This window comes from Rhodoglobus sp. G.S.4 (genome assembly GCF_056619605.1).
Genome location: NZ_CM152748.1, coordinates 1341850 through 1362336, shown reverse-complemented (window position 1 = coordinate 1362336; position 20487 = coordinate 1341850). Strand labels below are relative to the sequence as shown.

The 20487-nt window shown below is 58.4% G+C and carries 22 protein-coding genes; 14 read left to right on the top strand and 8 right to left on the bottom strand.

Going from position 1 to position 20487, the window contains the following annotated elements:
- Position 1: 1 nt before the first annotated feature.
- Positions 2 to 1567, top strand: a complete 1566-nt coding sequence (lnt, locus tag AC061P_RS06620; RefSeq protein WP_480392165.1) for an apolipoprotein N-acyltransferase — start codon at positions 2 to 4, stop codon at positions 1565 to 1567.
- The gene (locus AC061P_RS06615) at positions 1560 to 2285 is read left to right on the top strand and encodes a polyprenol monophosphomannose synthase (protein WP_480392122.1); all 726 of its coding nucleotides are present in this window, start codon (positions 1560 to 1562) and stop codon (positions 2283 to 2285) included. The genes lnt and AC061P_RS06615 overlap by 8 nt, the downstream gene beginning before the upstream one ends.
- Here the strand turns inward: AC061P_RS06615 and AC061P_RS06610 are convergent.
- The 4 genes from AC061P_RS06610 to AC061P_RS06595 form a co-directional block, all read right to left on the bottom strand.
- Entirely contained in the window at positions 2282 to 2647 is a 366-nt protein-coding gene (locus tag AC061P_RS06610; RefSeq protein WP_010202408.1) for an RNA polymerase-binding protein RbpA, read from the bottom strand. The two genes, AC061P_RS06615 and AC061P_RS06610, sit on opposite strands and share 4 nt — an antisense overlap.
- Positions 2648 to 2790: 143 nt before the next feature.
- The gene (locus AC061P_RS06605; RefSeq protein WP_480392121.1) at positions 2791 to 3573 is read right to left on the bottom strand and encodes a glycerophosphodiester phosphodiesterase family protein; all 783 of its coding nucleotides are present in this window, start codon (positions 3571 to 3573) and stop codon (positions 2791 to 2793) included.
- Positions 3548 to 4462: an SPFH domain-containing protein gene (locus tag AC061P_RS06600; RefSeq protein WP_449646616.1), complete on the bottom strand. Its 915-nt coding sequence runs from the start codon at positions 4460 to 4462 to the stop codon at positions 3548 to 3550. Before AC061P_RS06600 ends, AC061P_RS06605 begins: the two co-directional genes overlap by 26 nt.
- Entirely contained in the window at positions 4459 to 5055 is a 597-nt protein-coding gene (locus AC061P_RS06595) for an NfeD family protein (protein ID WP_449646615.1), read from the bottom strand. The genes AC061P_RS06600 and AC061P_RS06595 overlap by 4 nt, the downstream gene beginning before the upstream one ends.
- Before the next feature lie 101 nt (positions 5056 to 5156).
- Here AC061P_RS06595 and AC061P_RS06590 point away from each other — a divergent pair, with 101 nt between their 5' ends.
- The 4 genes from AC061P_RS06590 to AC061P_RS06575 all read left to right on the top strand — a co-directional run bounded on the left by AC061P_RS06590 (position 5157) and on the right by AC061P_RS06575 (position 7523).
- The gene (locus tag AC061P_RS06590) at positions 5157 to 5933 is read left to right on the top strand and encodes an SDR family oxidoreductase (protein WP_480392120.1); all 777 of its coding nucleotides are present in this window, start codon (positions 5157 to 5159) and stop codon (positions 5931 to 5933) included.
- A 10-nt stretch (positions 5934 to 5943) separates the two neighbouring features.
- Positions 5944 to 6399, top strand: coding sequence for an NUDIX hydrolase (locus tag AC061P_RS06585; protein WP_480392119.1), 456 nt, complete (start codon positions 5944 to 5946; stop codon positions 6397 to 6399).
- A complete protein-coding gene (locus AC061P_RS06580; protein WP_480392118.1) occupies positions 6396 to 6881 on the top strand; it encodes a heme-binding protein in 486 nt (161 codons plus the stop codon). The genes AC061P_RS06585 and AC061P_RS06580 overlap by 4 nt, the downstream gene beginning before the upstream one ends.
- A gap of 159 nt (positions 6882 to 7040) precedes the next feature.
- Positions 7041 to 7523 (top strand): hypothetical protein, encoded by a 483-nt coding sequence (locus AC061P_RS06575; RefSeq protein WP_480392117.1) that lies wholly within the window; start codon positions 7041 to 7043, stop codon positions 7521 to 7523.
- Between the two features lie 540 nt (positions 7524 to 8063).
- On the opposite strand, the gene AC061P_RS06570 is transcribed toward AC061P_RS06575, so the two are convergent.
- The 3 genes from AC061P_RS06570 to AC061P_RS06560 all read right to left on the bottom strand — a co-directional run bounded on the left by AC061P_RS06570 (position 8064) and on the right by AC061P_RS06560 (position 11114).
- The gene (locus AC061P_RS06570; protein ID WP_480392116.1) at positions 8064 to 9824 is read right to left on the bottom strand and encodes an ABC transporter permease family protein; all 1761 of its coding nucleotides are present in this window, start codon (positions 9822 to 9824) and stop codon (positions 8064 to 8066) included.
- Positions 9821 to 10729 (bottom strand): ATP-binding cassette domain-containing protein, encoded by a 909-nt coding sequence (locus tag AC061P_RS06565; RefSeq protein WP_449646609.1) that lies wholly within the window; start codon positions 10727 to 10729, stop codon positions 9821 to 9823. The genes AC061P_RS06570 and AC061P_RS06565 overlap by 4 nt, the downstream gene beginning before the upstream one ends.
- 73 nt (positions 10730 to 10802) lie before the next feature.
- A complete protein-coding gene (locus AC061P_RS06560; protein WP_449646608.1) occupies positions 10803 to 11114 on the bottom strand; it encodes a hypothetical protein in 312 nt (103 codons plus the stop codon).
- 162 nt (positions 11115 to 11276) lie between these two features.
- On the opposite strand from AC061P_RS06560, the gene AC061P_RS06555 reads away from it, so the two are divergent.
- A complete protein-coding gene (locus AC061P_RS06555; protein WP_449646607.1) occupies positions 11277 to 13667 on the top strand; it encodes an ATP-binding cassette domain-containing protein in 2391 nt (796 codons plus the stop codon).
- A 26-nt stretch (positions 13668 to 13693) separates the two neighbouring features.
- On the opposite strand, the gene AC061P_RS06550 is transcribed toward AC061P_RS06555, so the two are convergent.
- On the bottom strand, positions 13694 to 14098 hold the full coding sequence (locus tag AC061P_RS06550) for a VOC family protein (protein WP_449646606.1): 405 nt from the start codon (positions 14096 to 14098) through the stop codon (positions 13694 to 13696).
- A gap of 229 nt (positions 14099 to 14327) precedes the next feature.
- Between AC061P_RS06550 and AC061P_RS06545 the strand changes: the two genes are divergently transcribed.
- From AC061P_RS06545 to AC061P_RS06515, 7 genes are all read left to right on the top strand, one after another.
- Complete coding sequence (locus tag AC061P_RS06545) at positions 14328 to 14690, top strand: DUF805 domain-containing protein (RefSeq protein WP_449646605.1); 363 nt, start codon at positions 14328 to 14330, stop codon at positions 14688 to 14690.
- Between the two features lie 227 nt (positions 14691 to 14917).
- A complete protein-coding gene (locus AC061P_RS06540) occupies positions 14918 to 15682 on the top strand; it encodes a GAF and ANTAR domain-containing protein (RefSeq protein WP_449646604.1) in 765 nt (254 codons plus the stop codon).
- 81 nt (positions 15683 to 15763) lie between these two features.
- Positions 15764 to 16960, top strand: coding sequence for a Rossmann-fold NAD(P)-binding domain-containing protein (locus tag AC061P_RS06535; RefSeq protein WP_480392115.1), 1197 nt, complete (start codon positions 15764 to 15766; stop codon positions 16958 to 16960).
- Positions 16960 to 17286 (top strand): NAD(P) transhydrogenase subunit alpha part 2, encoded by a 327-nt coding sequence (locus tag AC061P_RS06530; protein WP_449646602.1) that lies wholly within the window; start codon positions 16960 to 16962, stop codon positions 17284 to 17286. Before AC061P_RS06535 ends, AC061P_RS06530 begins: the two co-directional genes overlap by 1 nt.
- Positions 17283 to 18704, top strand: a complete 1422-nt coding sequence (locus AC061P_RS06525; protein ID WP_480392114.1) for an NAD(P)(+) transhydrogenase (Re/Si-specific) subunit beta — start codon at positions 17283 to 17285, stop codon at positions 18702 to 18704. The genes AC061P_RS06530 and AC061P_RS06525 overlap by 4 nt, the downstream gene beginning before the upstream one ends.
- 60 nt (positions 18705 to 18764) lie before the next feature.
- A complete protein-coding gene (locus AC061P_RS06520) occupies positions 18765 to 19346 on the top strand; it encodes a DoxX family protein (RefSeq protein WP_480392113.1) in 582 nt (193 codons plus the stop codon).
- 67 nt (positions 19347 to 19413) lie between these two features.
- Positions 19414 to 20487, top strand: a complete 1074-nt coding sequence (locus AC061P_RS06515) for a 2,3-butanediol dehydrogenase (RefSeq protein WP_480392112.1) — start codon at positions 19414 to 19416, stop codon at positions 20485 to 20487.

Genomic DNA, 20487 nt, shown 5'->3' with positions numbered 1-20487 from the left:
GATGCTCCACAAACCCGTTGCTGTGCTGCCCCTGTGGGCAGCAGTAGTTACCGCACTCGCTTCGGGCCCCGTGCTGGATGCAGGATTCCCTGACAAAGATGTGTGGCCAATGACTTTCGTCGGCATCGCCCTGGTGTTGATCGCCGCACGTGGTCGAAGTGTCGGTGGTTCTTTGCTGATCGGGTTCTTGGCTGGCTCAGCATTCTATTTCACGCATATTCAGTGGGCGTCGTTGTTTTTGGGTCCGGTACCGATGTCTGCCCTCTCGATTCTTGAAGCAATGTTCTTCGCTGTCGGGACGTTGGCGATTGCCTTGGCCTATCGGTGGTTACCACGCGTGTTTGGTGTTGGTTGGGCAGCCACGATCGGACTGTCGATTGTCATTGCTGGTTTGTGGACAGCTCGAGAAGCGTGGGCAAGTGTGTGGCCCTATGGCGGATTCGCTTGGGGACGGGTGGCGCTTTCGCAATCGGATAGTCCCCTTTCAGAATTATTCGCGTGGCTGGGTATTTCGGGCGTCAGCTTTGTCATGGTGTTGGTCGTCTCCCTGACGCTGGCAGCAATCGAATATTCGTGGACGCGATATCGCGAGACTCCGCTCGATGAGCGATCTCAGCATGTCTCCCGTGCGTTGCGCACCGCCTTTGTCCCCGTGGCAATTTTTGCGATTCTCGTCAATATTCCCGCGTTTGCAGTGACCACCGAAGGATCGCTGCGGGTAGGCGCAGTGCAGGGGAGCGGTAAAGCCGCCTACTTTGATGAGCGTGAACGCGGTGATCTCCTGAATGCTCAGCTTCAAGCGACCGAACCCTTGTATGGCGAGAAGCTTGATCTCGTGGTGTGGCCAGAAGGGGGAACTGATATCTCGCCGCTGAGCAACAGCTATGCCGCTGCCGCGTTCGACTTTGTTACCGAGCGCGCTGGGGCGCCGCTCATCTCTGGTGATATTACCGAGCGCAACGACAACGTTTACAACAGTCAATTGCTGTGGATGCCGGGAGAGGGTGTTGTCGACATTTATGACAAACGTCACCCTATTCCGTTCGGCGAATATGTTCCCAACCGTGATTTCTGGTCTCAGTTTGCGCCCGACCTCATCGGACTCATCGCCCGCGATTACACAATTGGGGCAACAGACATGGTCTTCGACGTCAACGGGGTGACCGTCGGCGTAAACATCTGCTTCGATATCGTGGATGACCAAATTTTGACCGAGTCAGTCGAGCAGGGGGCGCAAATCATCATTGCGTCGTCCAATAATGCAGACTTTGGGCGAACCGATGAGAGCGCCCAACAGCTCGCGACCGCGCGAATTCGGGCTCTCGAGCTCGGCCGAAGCGTCGTGAACATTTCGACAGTAGGACTGAGCGCGATTATTGCGCCAGACGGAAAAACGATTGCTGAGCTTCCTTGGTATACACCGGCAGTCATGCTCGAAAATGTCCCGTTGAGCAACACGATCACCCCTGCAGTTGTCTGGGGTCGTGAACTTGAGTGGCTTGTCTCAGGAATTGGGCTCGGCGCACTCGTCGTCGCAGTACTTGTGGGTCGGAGAATGAATGCCTAATGTCATCGTAATAGTGCCCACCTACAACGAAATCGAAAATATTTCGGCCATCGTCGGGCGACTGCGGCAAGCAGTGCCACGAGCAGACGTCCTCGTCGTTGACGACTCAAGCCCTGACGGAACGGGGGAGCGGGCTGATCAGCTGGCGTCTGCTGACCCCGGTGTGTCTGTGCTACATCGCCCCAAGAAAGAGGGCCTCGGCAGGGCGTATCTTGCTGGGTTCACGTATGCGCTCAACCACGGCTATGAGTACGTCGTCGAAATCGATGCGGACGGCTCACACGACCCCACAGACTTGCCCGCCATGATCAAGCTCGCGAAGGCAGGAAACGACCTAGTCATTGGATCTCGCTGGGTCAGCGGCGGCTCGGTAAAGAACTGGCCGTGGTTTCGACACAGCGTCTCGCGCGCCGGTAACGCCTACGCACGGGTGGTGCTCGGTTCACACATCCACGATCTCACTGCGGGATACCGAGTGTTCCGCGCTAGCGCACTCAGAGACCTAGGCCTAGAAGGGGTCTCGTCGCAGGGATACTGCTTCCAAGTGGAACTGGCCTGGAATCTCGAACGTGCGGGCTACCGAGTGGTTGAGCATCCGATCACATTCGTTGAGCGTTCAACGGGCCGGTCAAAAATGCATGCAGGAATTGTTGCAGAGGCACTGCTCAGGGTCACCGGCTGGGGGCTATCGGCGACCCTGAGAACAGTACGTCGTTAAGCGCCGATCTTCTGCTGACCGCGACGAGCGCGGAGGAAGTCAAGGCGCTCCTGAAGAAGCTCTTCCAGTTCGGGACGCGTGCGACGCTCAAGGAGCATGTCCCAGTGGCTACGGGGAGTTTTAACGTCAACGAGATCGAGTTCGACGAGTTCGCCATCGCTATCGAGGAGCGTTCCCTCCTGACCAGTCTTGGCATCGTGCCACTGCTGGGGCACCTCAGCGTCGGACGAAAACATCACTTCAAAAGTGTTGCCGTCTGCTGCTCTGTATGTGCTCTTTTTCCGCGGGGAAAACTCGACACCCTCTTCGCTCTGTAGGCTTTGGGTTCCAAGTCTCATGCCGCGCAAGCTGCGATCTGCCATCGTGTGGCCTCCTTCAATTCGCGGTTTCTACAAGTAATAGACCCTCTTGCTGAACGAATGCTTCCAAGCGCGCAGTGTTCACAGCGAGTTGTCAGTCTTTAACAACGTTTTCGCTGCTGAGACGTGGAATATGCACTGCCTGGTTAGGCTCGCGATTCCACGACTTCGAGGGCACAATCTGCTCGATCGGTGACGATTCCATCGACTCCAAGATCGAGCAAGTGACGCATTCGCTGCGGTTCATTGATTGTCCAGACGTGCATCTCAAGTCCGAGAGCGTGCACACGTTGAATCATCCGCTGAGTGGTCACCCGCAACCCTAGCGCCTTCTCGGGTACTTGGATGGCGACAAGCCCGCCCAAGGCACGACGCGTTGCCGGCGAAATACCCGTCTTGGCGCTCAATAGCGCCACCATAAAACGACGAGCGGATGCCGAACTCGCCACTCCGGGCAGTTGTTCAACGGTCGCGGCTCGCCGTTTCTCATCAAACGACGTCACCAGTACGCGATCTAGCGCCGAAAGATCGCGGATAGCGCGAACGGTCGGCAATACGGCCCCGCGAGATTTGACGTCAATATTGAAACGCGTCTCGGGGAAAGCATCTAGAGCCTCGGATAAAGAACAGAAGCCCTGACCGTCGCCCAGATCGATGCGACGCAACTCCGCCATCGTCAGTTGCTCAACCTTGAGATCTCGGCCGGCAACGCGCGCAAGGCTGGGATCATGCGAGACGACTGCAACACCATCGAGACTGGCGTGAACATCCGTCTCAATGTATTGAGCTCCGACGGCTACTGCCTTGGCGAAGGCAAGCATCGTATTTTCGGGTACATCCACCGCAAGCCCTCGGTGCGCGAGCACGCGAGGACTTGCGGGGGAGAGGTACGACGATTTGCCGCTAGCGCGCGACTGGTCCTTTGCCACTAAAGAATCCTTCACCAATGCCTTTAAGTGCTTCCGTCAGTTCAGACGGAATGATCCACATTTTGTTGGATTCACCGTTTGCAATCTTAGGCAGCGTTTGAAGGTATTCGTACGCAAGGAGCTTCGGATCGGGGTCACCTTCGTGGATGGCCGCGAATACAGTTTTGATCGCGGCCGCTTCGCCATCGGCGCGCAATACTGCCGCCTTTGCTTCACCTTCGGCTTCGAGAATCGCTGCTTGACGGGAACCTTCGGCCTCCAAGATGGCGGCCTGCTTGGTGCCTTCAGCGGTAAGGATCTGCGCCCGACGGTCACGCTCGGCACGCATCTGCTTTTCCATCGAGTCCTGGATCGACAGGGGCGGGTCAATTGCCTTGAGCTCGACTCGTCCGACGCGGATGCCCCACTTGCCTGTTGCTTCATCGAGGACGACCCGCAGTTGCGAGTTGATGTTGTCGCGGCTCGTGAGGGCTTGTTCGAGGTTGAGGCCACCGACGACGTTACGAAGAGTCGTGGTGGTCAGCTGCTCCACTGCCCCAAGGTAGTTGCCGATCTCGTAGGTAGCGGCGCGAGCATCCGTGACCTGAAAGAAGACAACAGTGTCAATGGATACGACGAGGTTGTCTTCGGTAATAACCGGCTGTGGCGGGAACGAAACAACTTGCTCACGCAGGTCGATGAGCGGCAGCATCCGGTCGATGAATGGCACCAGGATGTTGAGGCCCGGCAGGAGCGTTTTGCGGTACTTGCCGAGACGTTCAACGACACCGGCCCGAGCTTGCGGAACAATGCGAATCGCACGAAACAGAGTGGCGAGAACAAAAATGGCGAGTACTACAAGGAGTATCACCACAAAGATCTGGCCTATGAAACCAGCGGGATCAATCACTTTTCTTCCTTTCTCGGCGGCTGTGGGGTCGCTCGAGGCTTGGTGCTGCGGGATTTGGATGCGCGGGGCTTGGAGGTTGGCGGGTCAACGGCTTCGTCCGGCACAGACTGTGCGCTCGTTGTGCCTGCCAATGATTCAGGCACTACCACCGCGATCGCGCCCTCAATAGCGGCTACGGCAACACGCGAGCCAACGGAGATAGCAGAGGCAGCGGAGCGGTCATCGATGCGTGCGGTCCACGTTTCACCGTTGTCGAGCTTGACTTCACCAATACCGTTGGCGAACGCGCCCGTCACGCGCCCGCCGAGCTCGTACAGTGCGTCGACGTTGCTCTTGGCCGGATCGGCCCCTTTCTCAAGATTCATCAGCAGCACCGGCCGGATGGTGAAAATCAGCAGGCCCGAGATGGCGGCGGCGAGAGCAATTTGCAGCCACCATGGCCAGCCAAGCAGGTTAGAGCCGAGGCCGCCGATGAGGGTTCCCGCGGCAATCATGAGGAAGGTGAATTCGAGAGTGAGTACTTCGATCACGATGAAGAGCACGACAAGGGCCAGCCACAGGATCCACAAGTAGTTGGTCAGATCAATGAGCATTGTGCGGCGCCCTTCATCGTTGCGCTGTTCGACAAATCTTCACTCTCGACGCTAGCACTTAGATCACTGCATGGCGCGGCTTCGACCGCTAAAGTCGTAGGGTGAATAGCGAAAACTCGAATCCTCTGGCAGCCCACTCGCTCGATGGCGCACGCGCGCTGATTACCGGTTCATCGCGGGGGATTGGCGCCGATACGGCTGCCTACTTCGCTCAGGCTGGTGCGCGCGTTGCGATTAATTACCGCAACAAGGAGGCCCGCGCTCTCAAGTTGGTCGCACAGCTCAATGAGACTGACGGGTCCGCTATCGCGATTGGGGCTGACCTCACTGACCCTGAAACGGTTGCCGCGCTGTTTGAGACGGTGAAGTCCGAATTCGGTGGCCTAGAGATTCTGGTACTCAACGCATCCGGTGGCATGGAGGGTGGCATGGCTGAGGACTACGCCATGCAGCTCAACCGTGATGCTCAGGTCAATTTCTTGAAGACCATGATGCCACTGCTTCATGAGGGTTCACGCGTCGTTTTCGTGACGAGCCACCAAGCTCACTTCATTCGCACAGTCGAGACGATGCCGGAATATGTTCCTGTTGCTCTCAGCAAGCGCGCTGGTGAGGACGCTCTGCGCGAGTTGATTCCTGAGCTTGAGTCTCACGGCATCGGCTTCGTTGTTGTCTCTGGCGACATGATCGAGGGAACAATCACAGCGACTCTGCTGCAGCGCGCCAACCCTGGTGCAATCGAGGCTCGCAAAGAAGCCGCTGGTCGCCTGTACAACGTGAGCGAATTCGCCGCCGAGGTTGCCTCAGCTGCCGTTGAGCCTGTGCCCGAGAACAACACTCGCTACGTCGGCGACGTCTCAGACTTCCTCAACCAGTAGCGACCCGCAGATGCCGGTGAACCGAACTACCAGCCGTGTGCTGTTGTTCGACCGCGAGCAGCGCTTCTTGCTTTTTCTGACGAAAGCGCCGGATACAAGCGGTGTCGCGCGCTGGCTCACGCCGGGTGGCGGCGTGGACCCGGGGGAGTCACACCACCAAGCGGCACTACGCGAGCTTGAAGAAGAAACCGGACTTGTTATCGAGGATCTCGGTGCGCCCGTGTGGTCGCACGACTTCGTAGTGGAGTGGGATGACGCTGATCATGACACCGGTCACGCCGAGTTCTACCTCGCTCACACGGATGCCTTCGAGCCGTCGCAACAACAATGGACAGCCGACGAACGCGTCGACGTGTTAGCGCACCGGTGGTGGACCATCGATGAGTTGGCCGCCACATCAGATCGTTATGAACCCGCCGAGCTTGTCGGCGTCATTCGAACGCACCTTCAGGAGATGAACCGATGAGCCGTCCACTACCGCACTACTCGGTGCCTGATGTTGAGTACTTGAATGAGATTGAGTTCGACACCATCACCAATGATGATGCTGTGGCGCTGGGGCTGATTGCCGTACAGGTCATTCAGGAATGGGATCTCAATCTCGCAGTTGAAATCGTTCTCAACGGTGACGTTGTCTTCAAGGCGAAGCTGAAGTCGACAAACGCAGACAACGACCTTTGGCTGGCGGGAAAAGCTGCAGTTGTGAACCATTTCGGCGAAGCTTCGCTCGTGGTCAAGCTGCGCCACCTCGCTGCCGGTACGCCGTTTGAGGAACGAACGGATGTCGACCACGACACGTATAAGGCTCACGGTGGATCGATTCCGCTGTGGGTCGACGGCGCCATCATCGGCACAATGACCATGTCGGGGGAGCCGGACGCTATCGATCACGAAGCCGCGGCTGAGGCGCTGGCGAGGTTCGTCAGCAGCCGTAATCCAAGTTTTTAGTGTGGTGCTGCCGCGAGCACGGGTCGAGCCTCGCATCTCCAAAACTGATAATTAGTTGACAGACGCTCAGGTTTTCGTTTAGCCTATCCATGTAGCTCAGGCCTGAGCCTTCGACGCCACCGCAAGGTGCATTCACTAGTGACTAAGTGGGGGAGCGCCATGAGCGCGGTACGCAGCGGCCTGTACATGGTTTCCGCTGCGGCCGCCGTCGTGGCGATACTGACCGGATGCACCGGCATCTCAGAGGCAGACGTCGAAGTCAGAGTTCACACGCCGAACCCCACAAACACGGCTAGAGATTCCGTTATGTCAGAAACTCCAGAATTGATGGCGTTCGACACCAGGGGCGAAGTTGTCCTAGCGACGAGCACCAATGCCGGCGGCTCTATCGATGTGTCGCCATTCGCCCCCACAACAGGACGAATCGCAGTGTATTCAGATTGTGTTGGCCCCGGCCGCATGACAGTGTCGATCGGTGACGTCGCACAGTCTTCTCACGACTGTCGCGAAAGCTCAGATGACGCAGTCCACCTAGACCAGCTGGATATCGATCCCAGCGGCAGCTATTCAATCGCAGTGACGACCGACAACCAGCAGCCCTGGACCGTCACGGTCGTCGCGTTGCCGCCGTTGCAGCCCTGACCTCTGCCGCCCCTCTCAGGGACGTATTTAGTATCCGATAATGCACATTATGTCAGCTCAAGGAGGAAAGCACCCCTGCGCGTGTTGCCCGACGACCAATCGCGACGAACCTGGCCACTCAGTGCACGCCCACGCCACGATTGCCTCATTGGGCTCCTGGCGACTAATGGCCTAGATTTCACGGCAGCACAATCCTAGAACCGAGAAATGGACTTTAGCTCACCAGTTCTTGCCGTCTCGTGGCTGACCGGGAACGCGAGTCTGCAGAGAAATTCGTGGCGGACCAACAACCCCACCCGACCACAAGACGAGAAAGGGCGGTCGGCAGGACCGCCACTCCCCCGTGTCGTGCCGCGAACTCGCTGCGAGTGCGCGGCCAGCCCTCAGGGACGCACGCTCATTCGGCTCTAGGAATGAGATCGACTTCGCTACTTGAAGGCGTTGCTTGAGTCCGACGACGCTTCTCTCAGCAAAACAATCAGCCATCTGGAGCATGCCTCCCAGCCGAATACCAAAGCCTCTGGCGCTCGTTGTTTGCGCTCACACCCCTCGGCGCCGAAAGGAGATCCAACCGAGCAATAGGCTCCCGAACGCCCACAGAGCCAACACTGCCATCGATTCGTGAGGTCGAAGCTGCAGTACGTCGCCGAACTGGAAGAGTGGCATCGTCTCGTTCAGGCCGATCATGCTCGCCGCGTCTGGCCCCGACGGAAGTAGCGAAATAGCGTTGAGGGGCCACAAGAAAACAGTTCCCCGCGCTTGAATCTGAAGCGGCCCAAACACACTGGGAACGATTATGAAGATCAAGGCTAGCGCCACAATCGCGGCTGCCGACGAGCGAGCGATCAATCCGATTCCGCAACCCAGCGCTGACACCAGCCCGAAGATTAGTGTTCCTTTTGCTAGTGAGATTGCCACAACCGGGGCGTCAAGGTCAGCGGGGAAGCCGAACCGCTGCTGTAGCTCTGTCACCACTACGGCTGTCACTGTCAGCGAAACAATGCCCACCCCCATCGACATAGCCACGACGACACCCGTCTTCGCCAGCACCAGCCATCCGCGCTTGGGTACGGCGACAACCGTAGGCCGAATGTTTCCTGTCGAGAAGTCTGACGTCATCACGAGAGCACCGAGGGCCGCGAGGAAATACTGCGCGAGCGCGAGCCCCCCGGTAATCGCAGAGGACTGTTCGTGGAACGTGACGCGAGCCAGGTCGCCGGGAAGGATCGGAGGAACTAGAACTTCATCGGGAATTCGGCCCGACGCATACTGGTACCCCAACACGACAATCGAGATACCGCTCAGCGCCAGTAACCAACGAGCTGAAGGCATCGACAACGCCTTAACAGACTCAGCGTGCACTACGCCCCAGAACGTCAGCCCCGGCCGGAGCGGCCTCGCGCCATCCTTTGTCTGAAAGCGGCGAGTTCGTCTTGCGCTCAGAGCCCTGGGGTAAAGAGATCGTTTCGAAAAGATAGACGTGCCGGCCCCAAGTGCCAGAAAAACAAAAACGAATAGGCAAAGGAATCCGATTGATTGATCGAGGGTTGAAACGACCGTACCGCCCAACACGAAGGGTTCCGCCGGAGGGAGCGTCGTAAACGCCTGAAGCGCTGATGCTGGCAGCACCGCTATAACGCCCTCAGCGGTATTCCCGCCAAACAAGAAGAGGATGCTCGGTAGCAGAAACACAATCGCCACAAGCATCACGGTGGCAGAACCACCGCTTCGCATCAGTGCACCACAGGCCACTCCAAGCACAGCGAATAGACCACAGCCCACAGCAATACTTATCAGCAGTCCGAGGGCGCTTTCCACACCAGCTTCTGAGTAGCCTCGCGATGTCAGCGTCACCGAAGAAATCCAAGCGCCGGCGAGTACACCCGGAAGAGCAGCCATCGCGGACAGGGCGAAGACTGGCACAGCTTTGGCAACAACCAACAGTGAACGGCGCGGCACTGCGGAAAGAGACGCAGCCACAACGTCACCCGTGTACTCCGAAGTCATCGCAATAATGCCCAAAATCGCGGAAAGAAAAGCGAGGGGAAGCGCCGCGACCGCGATCGATTCGAAAAACACCGGTGACGCGCCCTGACCGGGAACGCCGTCTGTGTGCGACGGCACCGGGAATACACGTGCGCCAGCAAGCACGACCGGGACGATGAACATCAGTACGACAACGGCGTGCGGTGGCCGCAGCGACCAGAGCTTAACAAACTCCGAACGCATCGCACCGGCGGTAATAACAGCCCATCGGGATGTTTCACTCCTCGGGCGGCTGAAGGAAACGTGAGCACTCACGCTGATGACCCTTGCCTGTATTCGACGCTAGCGTCTGTGAGATGACGGTAGGTATCTTCCAGCGATTCAGTCTGTGTCTGGAGTTCGGAGAGCGGTATCCCCAGCGCGGTTGCACAAAGGCCGACAGCTGCGGCTGATGCGCCCTCAACGAGAAGGGTGTCATCGGTTACATCAACGATCGCACCCTGCGCAGCCATTGCGCGAGCCAGCTCTCCAGCACGAGGGCTGCGCGCTCTAATATGCTCGACGCCCTGTGCTCGAGCAAGATCAGCGAGTTTGGTGTCGGCCAGCACCTTGCCCCGCCCCACGATTACCACGTGGTCTGCGGTGAGCGCGACCTCGCTAATAAGGTGCGAGGAGAGTAGCACTGTTCGCCCCTCCGCCGCGAAAGACCGAACGAGCTCCCGAAACCAGATCACACCGTCGGGGTCCAACCCGTTCACAGGCTCGTCGAAAACATACACTTCTGGATCGCCCAGCATTGAGGCCGCAATGCCGAGCCGCTGACGCATGCCCAGCGAGTAGCCGCGAACACGACGCGACGCGACACCACTGAGTCCGACCTCTTCGAGCACAAACTCCACTCGCTCATTCGAGATTCCATGCGTGAGAGCAAGCGCGCGAAGGTGATCGAATCCCGAGCGACCCGGATGCGCGTTGCGAGCATCCAACAGCGCACCGACACGAAACAGTGGGTTTCTGATTTGCCCATAGCGTTCGCCGCCCACGAGCGCTTCCCCTGAGCTCGCCACCTCGAGCCCGAGTAAGATCCGCATTGTCGTGGTCTTGCCGGAGCCATTTGGCCCGAGGAAACCTGTTACTTGTCCCGACTCGGCTGTGAAGCTCAGGGAATCGAGCGCGAGCTTATTCCCGAAACGCTTGGTCAACTTGCGAAACTCGATCAATCAATTCCCCTTGGGCCGTGCGAAACACACGCACATGACAGAACAGCGAAACTAGCGCGATGAGCCGCCACTGCTATTTGTAGCTCGGCCACACCTGGGTATAGCCGCCGCAGGAAGCGTGCGCATTCACGATATTGGCACCTCCGTTGACGTAATACCAGCCACCAAGATCAGTCCACGAAGCAAAGGGCCATGCTGCATGGCAAGTTACGTTGACACGTGCATATCCGACACCGGAACATGACGCCGTTGCGATGTTGTTAAGGGATCCGGCGCCCCAACAGTTCGCAGCGGCGTTCGCAGGCGCTGCGATAAGCAGTGGGCTGAGCAAGGCAAGCCCAATTGCGGCGATTAGTCCTCGCGAGCGGAGCTGTGAAATTTTCATAACTATTCCTCTCATTTAGATTTATAGAAGAATACTCACACTATGAGAACGAATTGTCTACCCCTGTGCCGAGAAACCTCAGAGCGCTTTCGCGATAATGGACACAAAGCATCCGCGACCCCATCGAGCCGCGACATCCGCACCGCCAGGAAGGCACCCACGATGGCCAACACGAGCAACCACGACTCCCCCAGCGCTCACGCGGCTGACGGCCACGATCTGATTCGCGTGCGGGGCGCCCGCGAAAACAACCTCGCCGATGTGAGCATCGACATTCCGAAACGTCGCCTGACGGTCTTCACGGGCGTCTCGGGGTCGGGCAAAAGTTCGTTGGTTTTCGGCACAATCGCGGCCGAGTCACAACGCATGATCAACGAGACCTACAGCTCCTTTCTACAGGGCTTCATGCCCTCGCTCGCACGCCCCGATGTCGATGTGCTTGAGGGCCTTACGACGGCGATCATCGTCGACCAGGAGCGCATGGGATCCAACGCCCGCTCGACGGTGGGCACCGCGACCGACGCCAACGCCATGCTCCGTATTGTTTTCAGCCGCCTCGGCGATCCCCATGTCGGCTCGCCGCAAGCGTTCTCGTTCAACGTGGCATCCATCTCGGGCGCAGGTGCGGTCACGTTTGAGAAGGCCGGCGTCACGACCAAGGAACGGCGCGAGTTCAGTATCACGGGCGGTATGTGCCCGACGTGCGAAGGTCGTGGCACCGTCAACGACATCGATCTGACACAGCTCTACGACGACAGCAAGTCACTCGCCGAAGGTGCCCTCACCATCCCGAACTACACCGCCGATGGCTGGATGGTGCGCATCTTCACCGAGTCAGGCTTCCTCGACCCCGACAAGCCCATCAAGAACTACACGAAGGCTGAGCTGCACGACTTTCTTTACAAAGAGCCGGTCAAGGTCAAGATGCAGTCGATCAACATGACCTACGAGGGATTGATCCCCAAGATTCAGAAGTCGATGCTGACGAAAGACCGTGAGGCGATGCAGCCCCACATCCGTGCGTTCGTCGATCGGGCCGTCACATTCACGGCCTGCGCCGATTGCGGGGGCACTCGACTCAACGAGGGTGCCCGAGCATCCAGAATCGCGGGAATCAGCATCGCGGATGCCTGTGCCATGCAAATCAGCGACCTCGCCGCGTGGGTGCGCGGCCTGAATGAACCATCCGTCGCCCCGCTGCTCGAAGCGCTGCAGCAGACCCTCGATTCGTTCGTGGAAATTGGCCTCGGCTACCTCTCTCTCGATCGTCCAGCAGGCAGCCTCTCGGGTGGTGAAGCCCAGCGCACCAAGATGATCCGCCACCTCAGTTCTTCGCTGACCGACATCACTTACGTTTTTGATGAGCCGACCATCGGCCTCCACCCGCACGATATTCAACGGATGAACGAGCTCCTGTTTCGCCTGCGCGACAAGGGCAACACGGTACTCGTCGTCGAGCACAAGCCCGAGACGATTTCGATTGCCGACCACATTGTCGACCTCGGTCCTGGGGCAGGCACCGACGGTGGCAAGATTTGTTTCGAGGGCAGCTTCGATGAACTTCGTCAGAGCGACACCGTCACTGGCCACCACATCGACGATAGGGTCTCGGTCAAAGACACGGTGCGCTCCCCTACCGGCGTCATGGAAATTCGCGGCGCGGACACCCACAACCTCAAGAACGTGGATGTCGACATCCCGCTCGGCACCCTCGTCGTGATTACAGGAGTCGCCGGTTCGGGCAAGAGCTCGCTCATCCTTGGTTCAGTCGTTCCCCGCGACGGCGTCGTGTCGGTCGATCAAGCTGCCATAAAAGGATCGCGGCGCAGCAATCCGGCAACGTACACCGGACTCCTCGAGCCGATTCGCAAAGCGTTCGCCAAAGCGAATGGGGTCAAGCCAGCCCTTTTCAGCGCTAACTCTGAAGGCGCCTGTCCCAACTGCAACGGGGCAGGCGTCATTTATACCGACCTCGGCGTGATGGCGACCGTCGCCACTACCTGCGAGGTTTGTGAGGGCAAACGCTTCCTCGCCTCCGTGCTTGAATACACGCTCGGTGGGCGCAACATCAGTGAGGTGCTCGGGATGTCCGTGTCCGAAGCCGAGGCCTTCTTCGGTGAAGGTGACGCACGCATGCCCGCAGCTCACGCCATCCTCGATCGGCTCGTCGATGTGGGCCTCGGCTACTTGCGTCTTGGCCAGCCGCTACCCACACTTTCGGGCGGTGAGCGGCAACGGCTCAAGCTCGCCACCCAAATGGCAGACAAGGGCGACGTTTATGTTCTGGATGAACCAACCACGGGCCTGCACTTGGCCGATGTCGAGAGACTCCTCGCCCTACTCGACCGTCTCGTCGATTCGGGAAAATCCGTGATCGTCGTTGAGCACCATCAGGCGGTGATGGCCCATGCGGACTGGATAATTGACCTCGGCCCAGGCGCTGGGCACGAGGGCGGTTCGATTGTCTTTGAGGGAACTCCGGCCGATCTCGTCGCGGCACGCTCGACCCTCACCTCGCAGCACTTAGCCGCTTACGTAGCTCAGCGCACCTAACGCCAACCACTCACAGCCGCTACCAGCTACCAGCTATAGATTCGGGGAATGATCGCGTGTCGCGCGGATTGATCCGGCCCGGGAAACACAACCATCACTGCTAAGTGATCGGGGTCACGCCCTTCAACAACCTCGAAATCGTCGAGACGCTCTCGGCGCACATGGCGAGACTGGCGCCTCAGGGCGTTTTCGGACCGTTGCAGTTCCTCAAGGCTGTCTGCGCTCCAGATCAGGTACTGCAGACCGACAGAACCCGACACTCGACTGGGCTGTGCATGCTTACCGCGGAGGTAAAGCTCGTAGCCTTCGCCGCCTACGAGCAGCGCGGCAGATTCATCCCGAACAGAGCACTTAAGCCCGAGAAGGTCGGAATAAAAGGCGATCGATCTATCAAGATCGGATACGAACATGACTGGGGATGAGAGACGCACAACAACTCCTCGCTAAGAGAATGTCAGCCCGCACCAGCGAGCGAGCTAACCCTGACGCCTACTTTGCACGTCAGTTCCCTGTTGGACGTCAACGCTACGCTTACCCGCAGCCCGTTCGGCAAATCTTCACTGTTTATTCAGGAAGGCCCCGGGCTTTTATCTGGTTCCATTACCCGCACGATGCAAGAAGCGCCTAGCCTGAAACAAAGCCGACCCAGTGGGAGCCATTGTGACTTTCTTCGAATCCATCGCCACAGTCTTCCGCAAGTATGCGGATTTCACCGGCGTCGCCAGTCGCTCTGAGTACTGGTGGTTCGCCCTCTTCTCCTTCATCACTACAGCGATCGCTGCAGCACTTGACCCCACCACGGGAGACAATGTAGCCGCGATTGGACTCTCAGTCGGGCTCAGCAGCGCCTGGTCTCTTGCCCTCCTCCTCCCGCAACTGGCGGTTACCGTGCGAAGACTGCGTGACACCGGTCGCAACTGGACCAACATCTTCTGGGTACTCGTGCCCATCGCAGGCCTCATCGTGCTGATCGTTTTCTTGACCCAGCCGAGCGCTCCCGGGACGTCTCGGGAACACGTATAGGCGCTTCATAGCATTCGTCGCCACGACGACTCTCATCACGACTGGAGATCATCTGCTAACAGCCTCCTACATCTCTAAGCCGGTTGTCGCGGTTTCAGCGGTAGCCTCAAATGGAATGGGTTACTTTGCACGCACCGTTCACGATGACGCTCGTGACATAGTTGCGCGAGTACTCGAGTTCAATCTACTGAACCAAAATCCACCTCCCCGGTAAGAAAGAGCGCCAGATGGACGGCACAACCCGCGAGGCCCAAATCAGTGCCGCGTTCGTCACCGTTGCGGAAACACTCTCCGCCGACCACGACATGGTGGATGTACTGCACACCTTTGTTGAACGGTGCGCCGAGATCGTGTGTATGGATGCCGGCGGACTCGTACTGGTCGATGACACTGGTGAGCTCCAACTCATGACATCGACGAACGAAGCCGCAATGATGCTGGAAAGTATTCAACTCGAGGATGGGGCAGGGCCATGCATCGACTGTTTCCAGAGCGGAAATGCAGTAGCGATTGATGACATTTCGGCGTCAGTTGCTTGGCCAGTGTTCTCTTCTACCGCCGTTGGGCTGGGGTTCAACTCGCTCCTATCGATCCCGATGAAGGTCCAGGGCAGGGTGCTCGGTACGATGAACCTCTTTAGGGCCGCGAGCGAAGCCGTTAGCTCACGGGATGCCGCGGTGGCTCAAGCCCTCGCTGATGTCGCGACGATCGGGATCACCCACGAGCGCGCGCTCCACGAGGCGCACGTTGTCGAAGAACAATTACACAATGCCCTGACGAGCAGGATCGCCATAGAACAGGCGAAGGGCATCGTTGCGAACGGCTTATCGCTCAGTATGGACGATGCGTTCGGAATACTGCGCCAGTACGCCCGTGATCGCAACCTCACAATTCGGGCAACATCAGAATTGGTGAGTCGACGGGAGGTCACGGTGCAGCACATTGTTGCAGCTGGGACCAAGCAAAAATCGTCAAAACTTATCCACAATTAGGCGGCAAACGCTGGTGTACTCTTGAGGTAGTTGCTCCAGACCTTGGCAACGGAATTTGTTCCGTTTCGATCAAGGATGGCAATGCCCAAGTCAGGTACAGGCTTCACCGTCGGGGTTCTTTCCGAAAACAGTTCGCGCGAGCATCGCGTCAGTCTCGACCCGAGCGCTACTAAACACCTTGTCCAGACTGGATTTGCTGTTGTCGTCGAAGAGGGATGCGGATTAGGTGCGAGCTTCACTGATGCGAGCTATTTAGCCGCCGGAGCCAGAATCGCGACGTCCGTCGAGGTCATCGCCAGTTGCGATGCACTCGCCTCCCTCTCCCTCCCTCCTACTAGAGTCACCGACGGTCTTACCGCGGGCAGCGCGGTGATTGGTCTGCTCGACCCGCTAAATAACCTCAGCAGAGTCAAAGCATTGGCTGCCCAAGGGCTCACCCTCGTGGCACTCGAATTGCTCCCCCGAACCCTCAGCCGTGTCCAATCAATGGATGCTCTCAGCTCCCAATCGAGCGCGGCAGGCTACCGCGCGGCAATAGTGGCCGCGGAAAAATTTGGCCGCTACCTCCCCATGATGATTACGGCATCCGGAACCGCAACGCCCGCGAAGGCAATCGTTATTGGCACGGGTGTCGCGGGGCTGCAAGCAATAGCTACAACGAAGCGACTTGGTGCTGTTGTAACGGGGTACGACGTAAGAGAAGCATCCCGCACCGAAGTTGAGTCGCTTGGCGCCAAGTTCTTGACGTCGTCCGTTGCGGCTGGTGCTGGTGAAGGCGGCTATGCCCGGGCAATGACTACTGACGAGCAGGCGACCCAGCAACAAGAACTCGCAGACGCCCTTGTCGGTTTCGACATCATCATCACGACCGCGAAGGTGCCAGGACGCACTCCCCCGCTGCTCGTCTCGGAAGATACTCTCGCGGAACTGAAACCCGGAACCGTCTGCGTCGATCTCGGGGCGAGCGACAAAGGCGGAAACGTCTTTGGCTCGATCGATGGTGAAACGCTCACGACCGCGAACGGTGTCGTAATAGTCGGCGGGGGCAACCTTCCCGCCGATCTCCCCTCCTCATCCTCCCTAATGTTTGGCCGAAATGTCGCGGCGGTCATCGAGACAATCGCCCCTGCGGGTGTAATCACGATCGATCCAGCCGACGAGGTCCACAAAGCGATCGTCGTTTGTCATGCAGGAGATGTCACGAATACCGCGGTGCGCACCGTCCTCGATAGCGACCCCCTCACTCCAGCCGACCCTTCGAAAGCACAGGCCAAGTAATGGAAACCCTGTACAGCAACCTCGCTATTTTCGTTCTCGCGCTTCTCGTGGGTGTCGAAGTGATCGGCAAGATCCCTTCGACGCTGCACACCCCCATGATGTCGGGATCCAATGCCATCCACGGAGTCGTCATTGCTGGCGCCGTTGTCACGGCGTCACTCGCCAATTCTCCAACCGGCTACATTCTGACCTTCATTGCGGGTGCCTTCGCTGCCGCAAATGTGTTCGGAGGGTATGCCGTGACCGACCGCATCCTGAAGATGTTTACCCGCCCGACACCGCACAAGATGGCCGACACCACGAGCGGCAAGGAGGACGCCTCATGACCGGCTTCGAGTTCCTCGTGGGCATTCTCTACCTCCTCTCGGCATCGCTCTTTGTAGTCGGGCTCCACATGATGCGTGCACCAGCAACTGCCCGAAACGGGAATCGCATCTCCGCTATCGGGATGGTCATCGCGGTCTTGGCAACGATTATGCTTTCACTCGTCTCCGACGGTGGTCAATGGATTGCGTGGGTGGCGCTCGCTGCCGGCGTGCTCGTCGGCGCGGTCTTCGGGGTATATCGAGCGCTCACGGTCAAGATGACCGATGTCCCTCAGCTCGTGAGCGTATTCAACGCCGTAGGAGGTAGCGCCGCTGCCGCGATTGCCTTCGCCGCTTTCATCATGGCAACCAGCAACGATCCACTCGACTTAACCGTCTCTATCCCCGTCGTTCTCGACGTACTCATTGGATCGATCACTTTCTCAGGATCGCTTATCGCGGCAGGAAAGCTGCAGGGCATCATCCCCGGCAACCCCGTAACGTTCCCTGGATTCCGTGTTCTTAATGCCACGATGGCTCTTATCGCCCTCGGCGCGAGCGTTGCGGCAGTCATCCTGCCCGATAACACCCTGCTCCTCGTGGTGGTTCTCGTGACCGCGCTCATCCTCGGCATTCTTATGGTGCTGGCTATTGGCGGCGCTGATGCGCCGGTCGTCGTGTCGCTCCTGAATGCACTCACTGGTCTAGCTGTGGCGATGGCTGGCTTCGCAATCAACAATCAGGCGCTCATCATCGCAGGTGCTTTGGTCGGCGCCGCTGGCACCATTCTGACGCTGCAAATGGCTCAAGCGATGAACCGCTCAGTGCTCTCGATCATCGTCGGTGGATTCGGCACCGGCGAGATTACGGCAACGGCAGGACCAGCGGATGAGGAACTCACCAATGTGCGGAGCCTCACTTCGGATGATGTCGCGATTCAACTCGCCTATGCGCAGAGCGTCCTAATCGTTCCCGGCTACGGACTCGCCGCAGCGCAGGCCCAGCACGAAGTCGCCGAGCTCGCTGCGCTGCTGATGGCCCACAACATCGACGTCAAGTACGCCATCCACCCCGTTGCTGGACGAATGCCGGGCCACATGAACGTACTCCTCGCCGAAGCCAATGTGCCTTATGAGCAGATGCTCCAACTCGACGAGGCGAATGCGGCGTTCGATAACTGCGATGTAGCTCTGGTAATCGGAGCCAACGATGTCTGTAATCCGGACGCTCGAACGCCGGGCAATGCTGTCTCAGGGATGCCCATTCTCGACGCCGATCATGCCAAAGCCGTTGTCGTCATCAAGCGATCGATGCGCCCTGGCTACGCGGGCATCACCAACCCGCTGTTCACCGATCCCAAGACGGGAATGCTCTTCGCCGATGCGAAGAAAGCACTTACTGACATCACCGTGGCTGTCAAACAGTACGTCTCCGCCTGAATCCCCTTGAAGCCACTCGGTTTCATTTTCTCAATCATCCACCACTGAAGGAATACAACGATGACCACACGTACAGCCGCAGCCCCACCACTCTCCCGGAACGAGACGGGCACGGTGGTAGAGGCTGGCAATCGAGTCGTTTCGGCTACTGGGCGCCGCGTTCTGGCAGTGTTACGTCTCGCTACCGGGTTCCTTTTCCTGTGGGCGTTCTTCGACAAGACCTTCGGTCTGGGATTCTCGACCCCAGCGGAACGAGCGTGGATCAACGGCGGAGCTCCCAGTCAAGGTTTCTTGACCGGCGATGCCGTTGTCGGCCCCTTAAAACCGGCTTTTGCTGCGATCGCCAGCCCCACCTCCGACATTCTTTTTATGCTCGGAATGCTCGGAATCGGCGTTGCTGTGATGTTGGGAATCGGCCTACGTGTCAGTGCCGTAGCGGGAACCGTCATGATGCTCCTGATGTACCTCGCCGAGTGGCCGTTCGCAGCGAACGCGGGTTCCACTAACCCGCTCGTGGACTACCACATCATTTATGCACTCGCACTAATCACCATCGCTGCGCTGTCGGCAGGAGACACCTGGGGTGTTGGCCTGGCGTGGAAGCGACTCAGCATTGTGCAGAAGATGCCATGGCTGGTCTAGCGATTCTCCCCTAGTTCCCTAGTTCCCTAGTGCCAACCGTTGACCACTGAGTAGATAGAAGAAGACTATGAAGGCAGCACGTTTCTACGGACGCAAAGACATCCGTATCGAAGATATTCCTGCACCAGAACTTCGCCAAGGGACTGTCGCTATCGACGTCGCGTGGTGCGGCATTTGCGGAACAGACCTTCACGAATACCTCGAAGGGCCCATTTTCATTCCCGCGGCAGGACACCAACACCCGCTCACTCACGAGGACGTCCCGGTGACCATGGGCCATGAGTTCTCGGGAACGATCACCGCTCTCGGTGAAGGAGTTACTGACCTCACCGTCGGCGAAAACGTTGTCGTCGAACCGTACTTTGTGTGCGGTGAGTGCGCACCTTGCCGTGCAGGCAACTACAACCTCTGCACAAAAATGGGTTTCATCGGCCTCGCTGGCGGAGGCGGAGGACTCAGCGAAAAAGTCGTCATTGAGCGTCGCTGGGTTCACCCGATCGGCGACATCCCGCTCGATCAGGCCCCCCTCATTGAACCCCTCGCCGTTGGCCATCACGCGTTCGTGCGCAGTGGTGCGAAAGCCGGCGATGTTGCATTCATCGGTGGCGGCGGCCCCATCGGTCTTCTGCTCGCCGCCGTGCTCTCAGCAGAGGGAATCACGGTAATTTTGTCCGAGCCCGGAACAGCACGGCGCGAAATGGCGTTGTCCACCGGAGTGGCCAAGCACGTGATCGACCCCAGCGTCGAGGATGCTGTGGCTAAAGTCATGGAGCTGACTAACGGAGTCGGTGCCGATGTCGCCTTCGAGTGCTCAAGTATCAATGCAGTGCTCGATCAACTCTTTGACGCGGTGAAGCCCACTGGTGTTATCGTCAACGTCTCCATTTGGGGTCATCCTGCACAACTCGATATGCAAAAGCTCGTCCTCAAGGAAATTGATCTGCGCGGGACGATTGCCTACGCGCACGATCACCCCGCAACAATCAAACTTGTTCAGGACGGCAAGGTCGACCTCGCACCGTTCATCACGGGTCGGATACCTCTCGACAAACTCATCGATGAGGGATTCATGACGCTCATTGATCACAAGGAGACTGCCGTCAAGATCATCGTTCGGCCGGAGGTCGGCAATGTCTCATGA

Coding starts and splice junctions, on each gene's coding strand:
- AC061P_RS06535 (WP_480392115.1), top strand. CDS start 15,764: ATGCCCAAGTCAGGTACAGGCTTCACCGTCGGGGTTCTTTCCGAAAAC.
- AC061P_RS06530 (WP_449646602.1), top strand. CDS start 16,960: ATGGAAACCCTGTACAGCAACCTCGCTATTTTCGTTCTCGCGCTTCTC.
- AC061P_RS06555 (WP_449646607.1), top strand. CDS start 11,277: ATGGCCAACACGAGCAACCACGACTCCCCCAGCGCTCACGCGGCTGAC.
- AC061P_RS06585 (WP_480392119.1), top strand. CDS start 5,944: ATGCCGGTGAACCGAACTACCAGCCGTGTGCTGTTGTTCGACCGCGAG.
- AC061P_RS06515 (WP_480392112.1), top strand. CDS start 19,414: ATGAAGGCAGCACGTTTCTACGGACGCAAAGACATCCGTATCGAAGAT.
- AC061P_RS06520 (WP_480392113.1), top strand. CDS start 18,765: ATGACCACACGTACAGCCGCAGCCCCACCACTCTCCCGGAACGAGACG.
- AC061P_RS06580 (WP_480392118.1), top strand. CDS start 6,396: ATGAGCCGTCCACTACCGCACTACTCGGTGCCTGATGTTGAGTACTTG.
- AC061P_RS06575 (WP_480392117.1), top strand. CDS start 7,041: ATGAGCGCGGTACGCAGCGGCCTGTACATGGTTTCCGCTGCGGCCGCC.
- AC061P_RS06615 (WP_480392122.1), top strand. CDS start 1,560: ATGCCTAATGTCATCGTAATAGTGCCCACCTACAACGAAATCGAAAAT.
- AC061P_RS06525 (WP_480392114.1), top strand. CDS start 17,283: ATGACCGGCTTCGAGTTCCTCGTGGGCATTCTCTACCTCCTCTCGGCA.
- AC061P_RS06540 (WP_449646604.1), top strand. CDS start 14,918: ATGGACGGCACAACCCGCGAGGCCCAAATCAGTGCCGCGTTCGTCACC.
- AC061P_RS06595 (WP_449646615.1), bottom strand. CDS start 5,055: ATGCTCATTGATCTGACCAACTACTTGTGGATCCTGTGGCTGGCCCTT.
- AC061P_RS06610 (WP_010202408.1), bottom strand. CDS start 2,647: ATGGCAGATCGCAGCTTGCGCGGCATGAGACTTGGAACCCAAAGCCTA.
- AC061P_RS06560 (WP_449646608.1), bottom strand. CDS start 11,114: ATGAAAATTTCACAGCTCCGCTCGCGAGGACTAATCGCCGCAATTGGG.
- lnt (WP_480392165.1), top strand. CDS start 2: ATGCTCCACAAACCCGTTGCTGTGCTGCCCCTGTGGGCAGCAGTAGTT.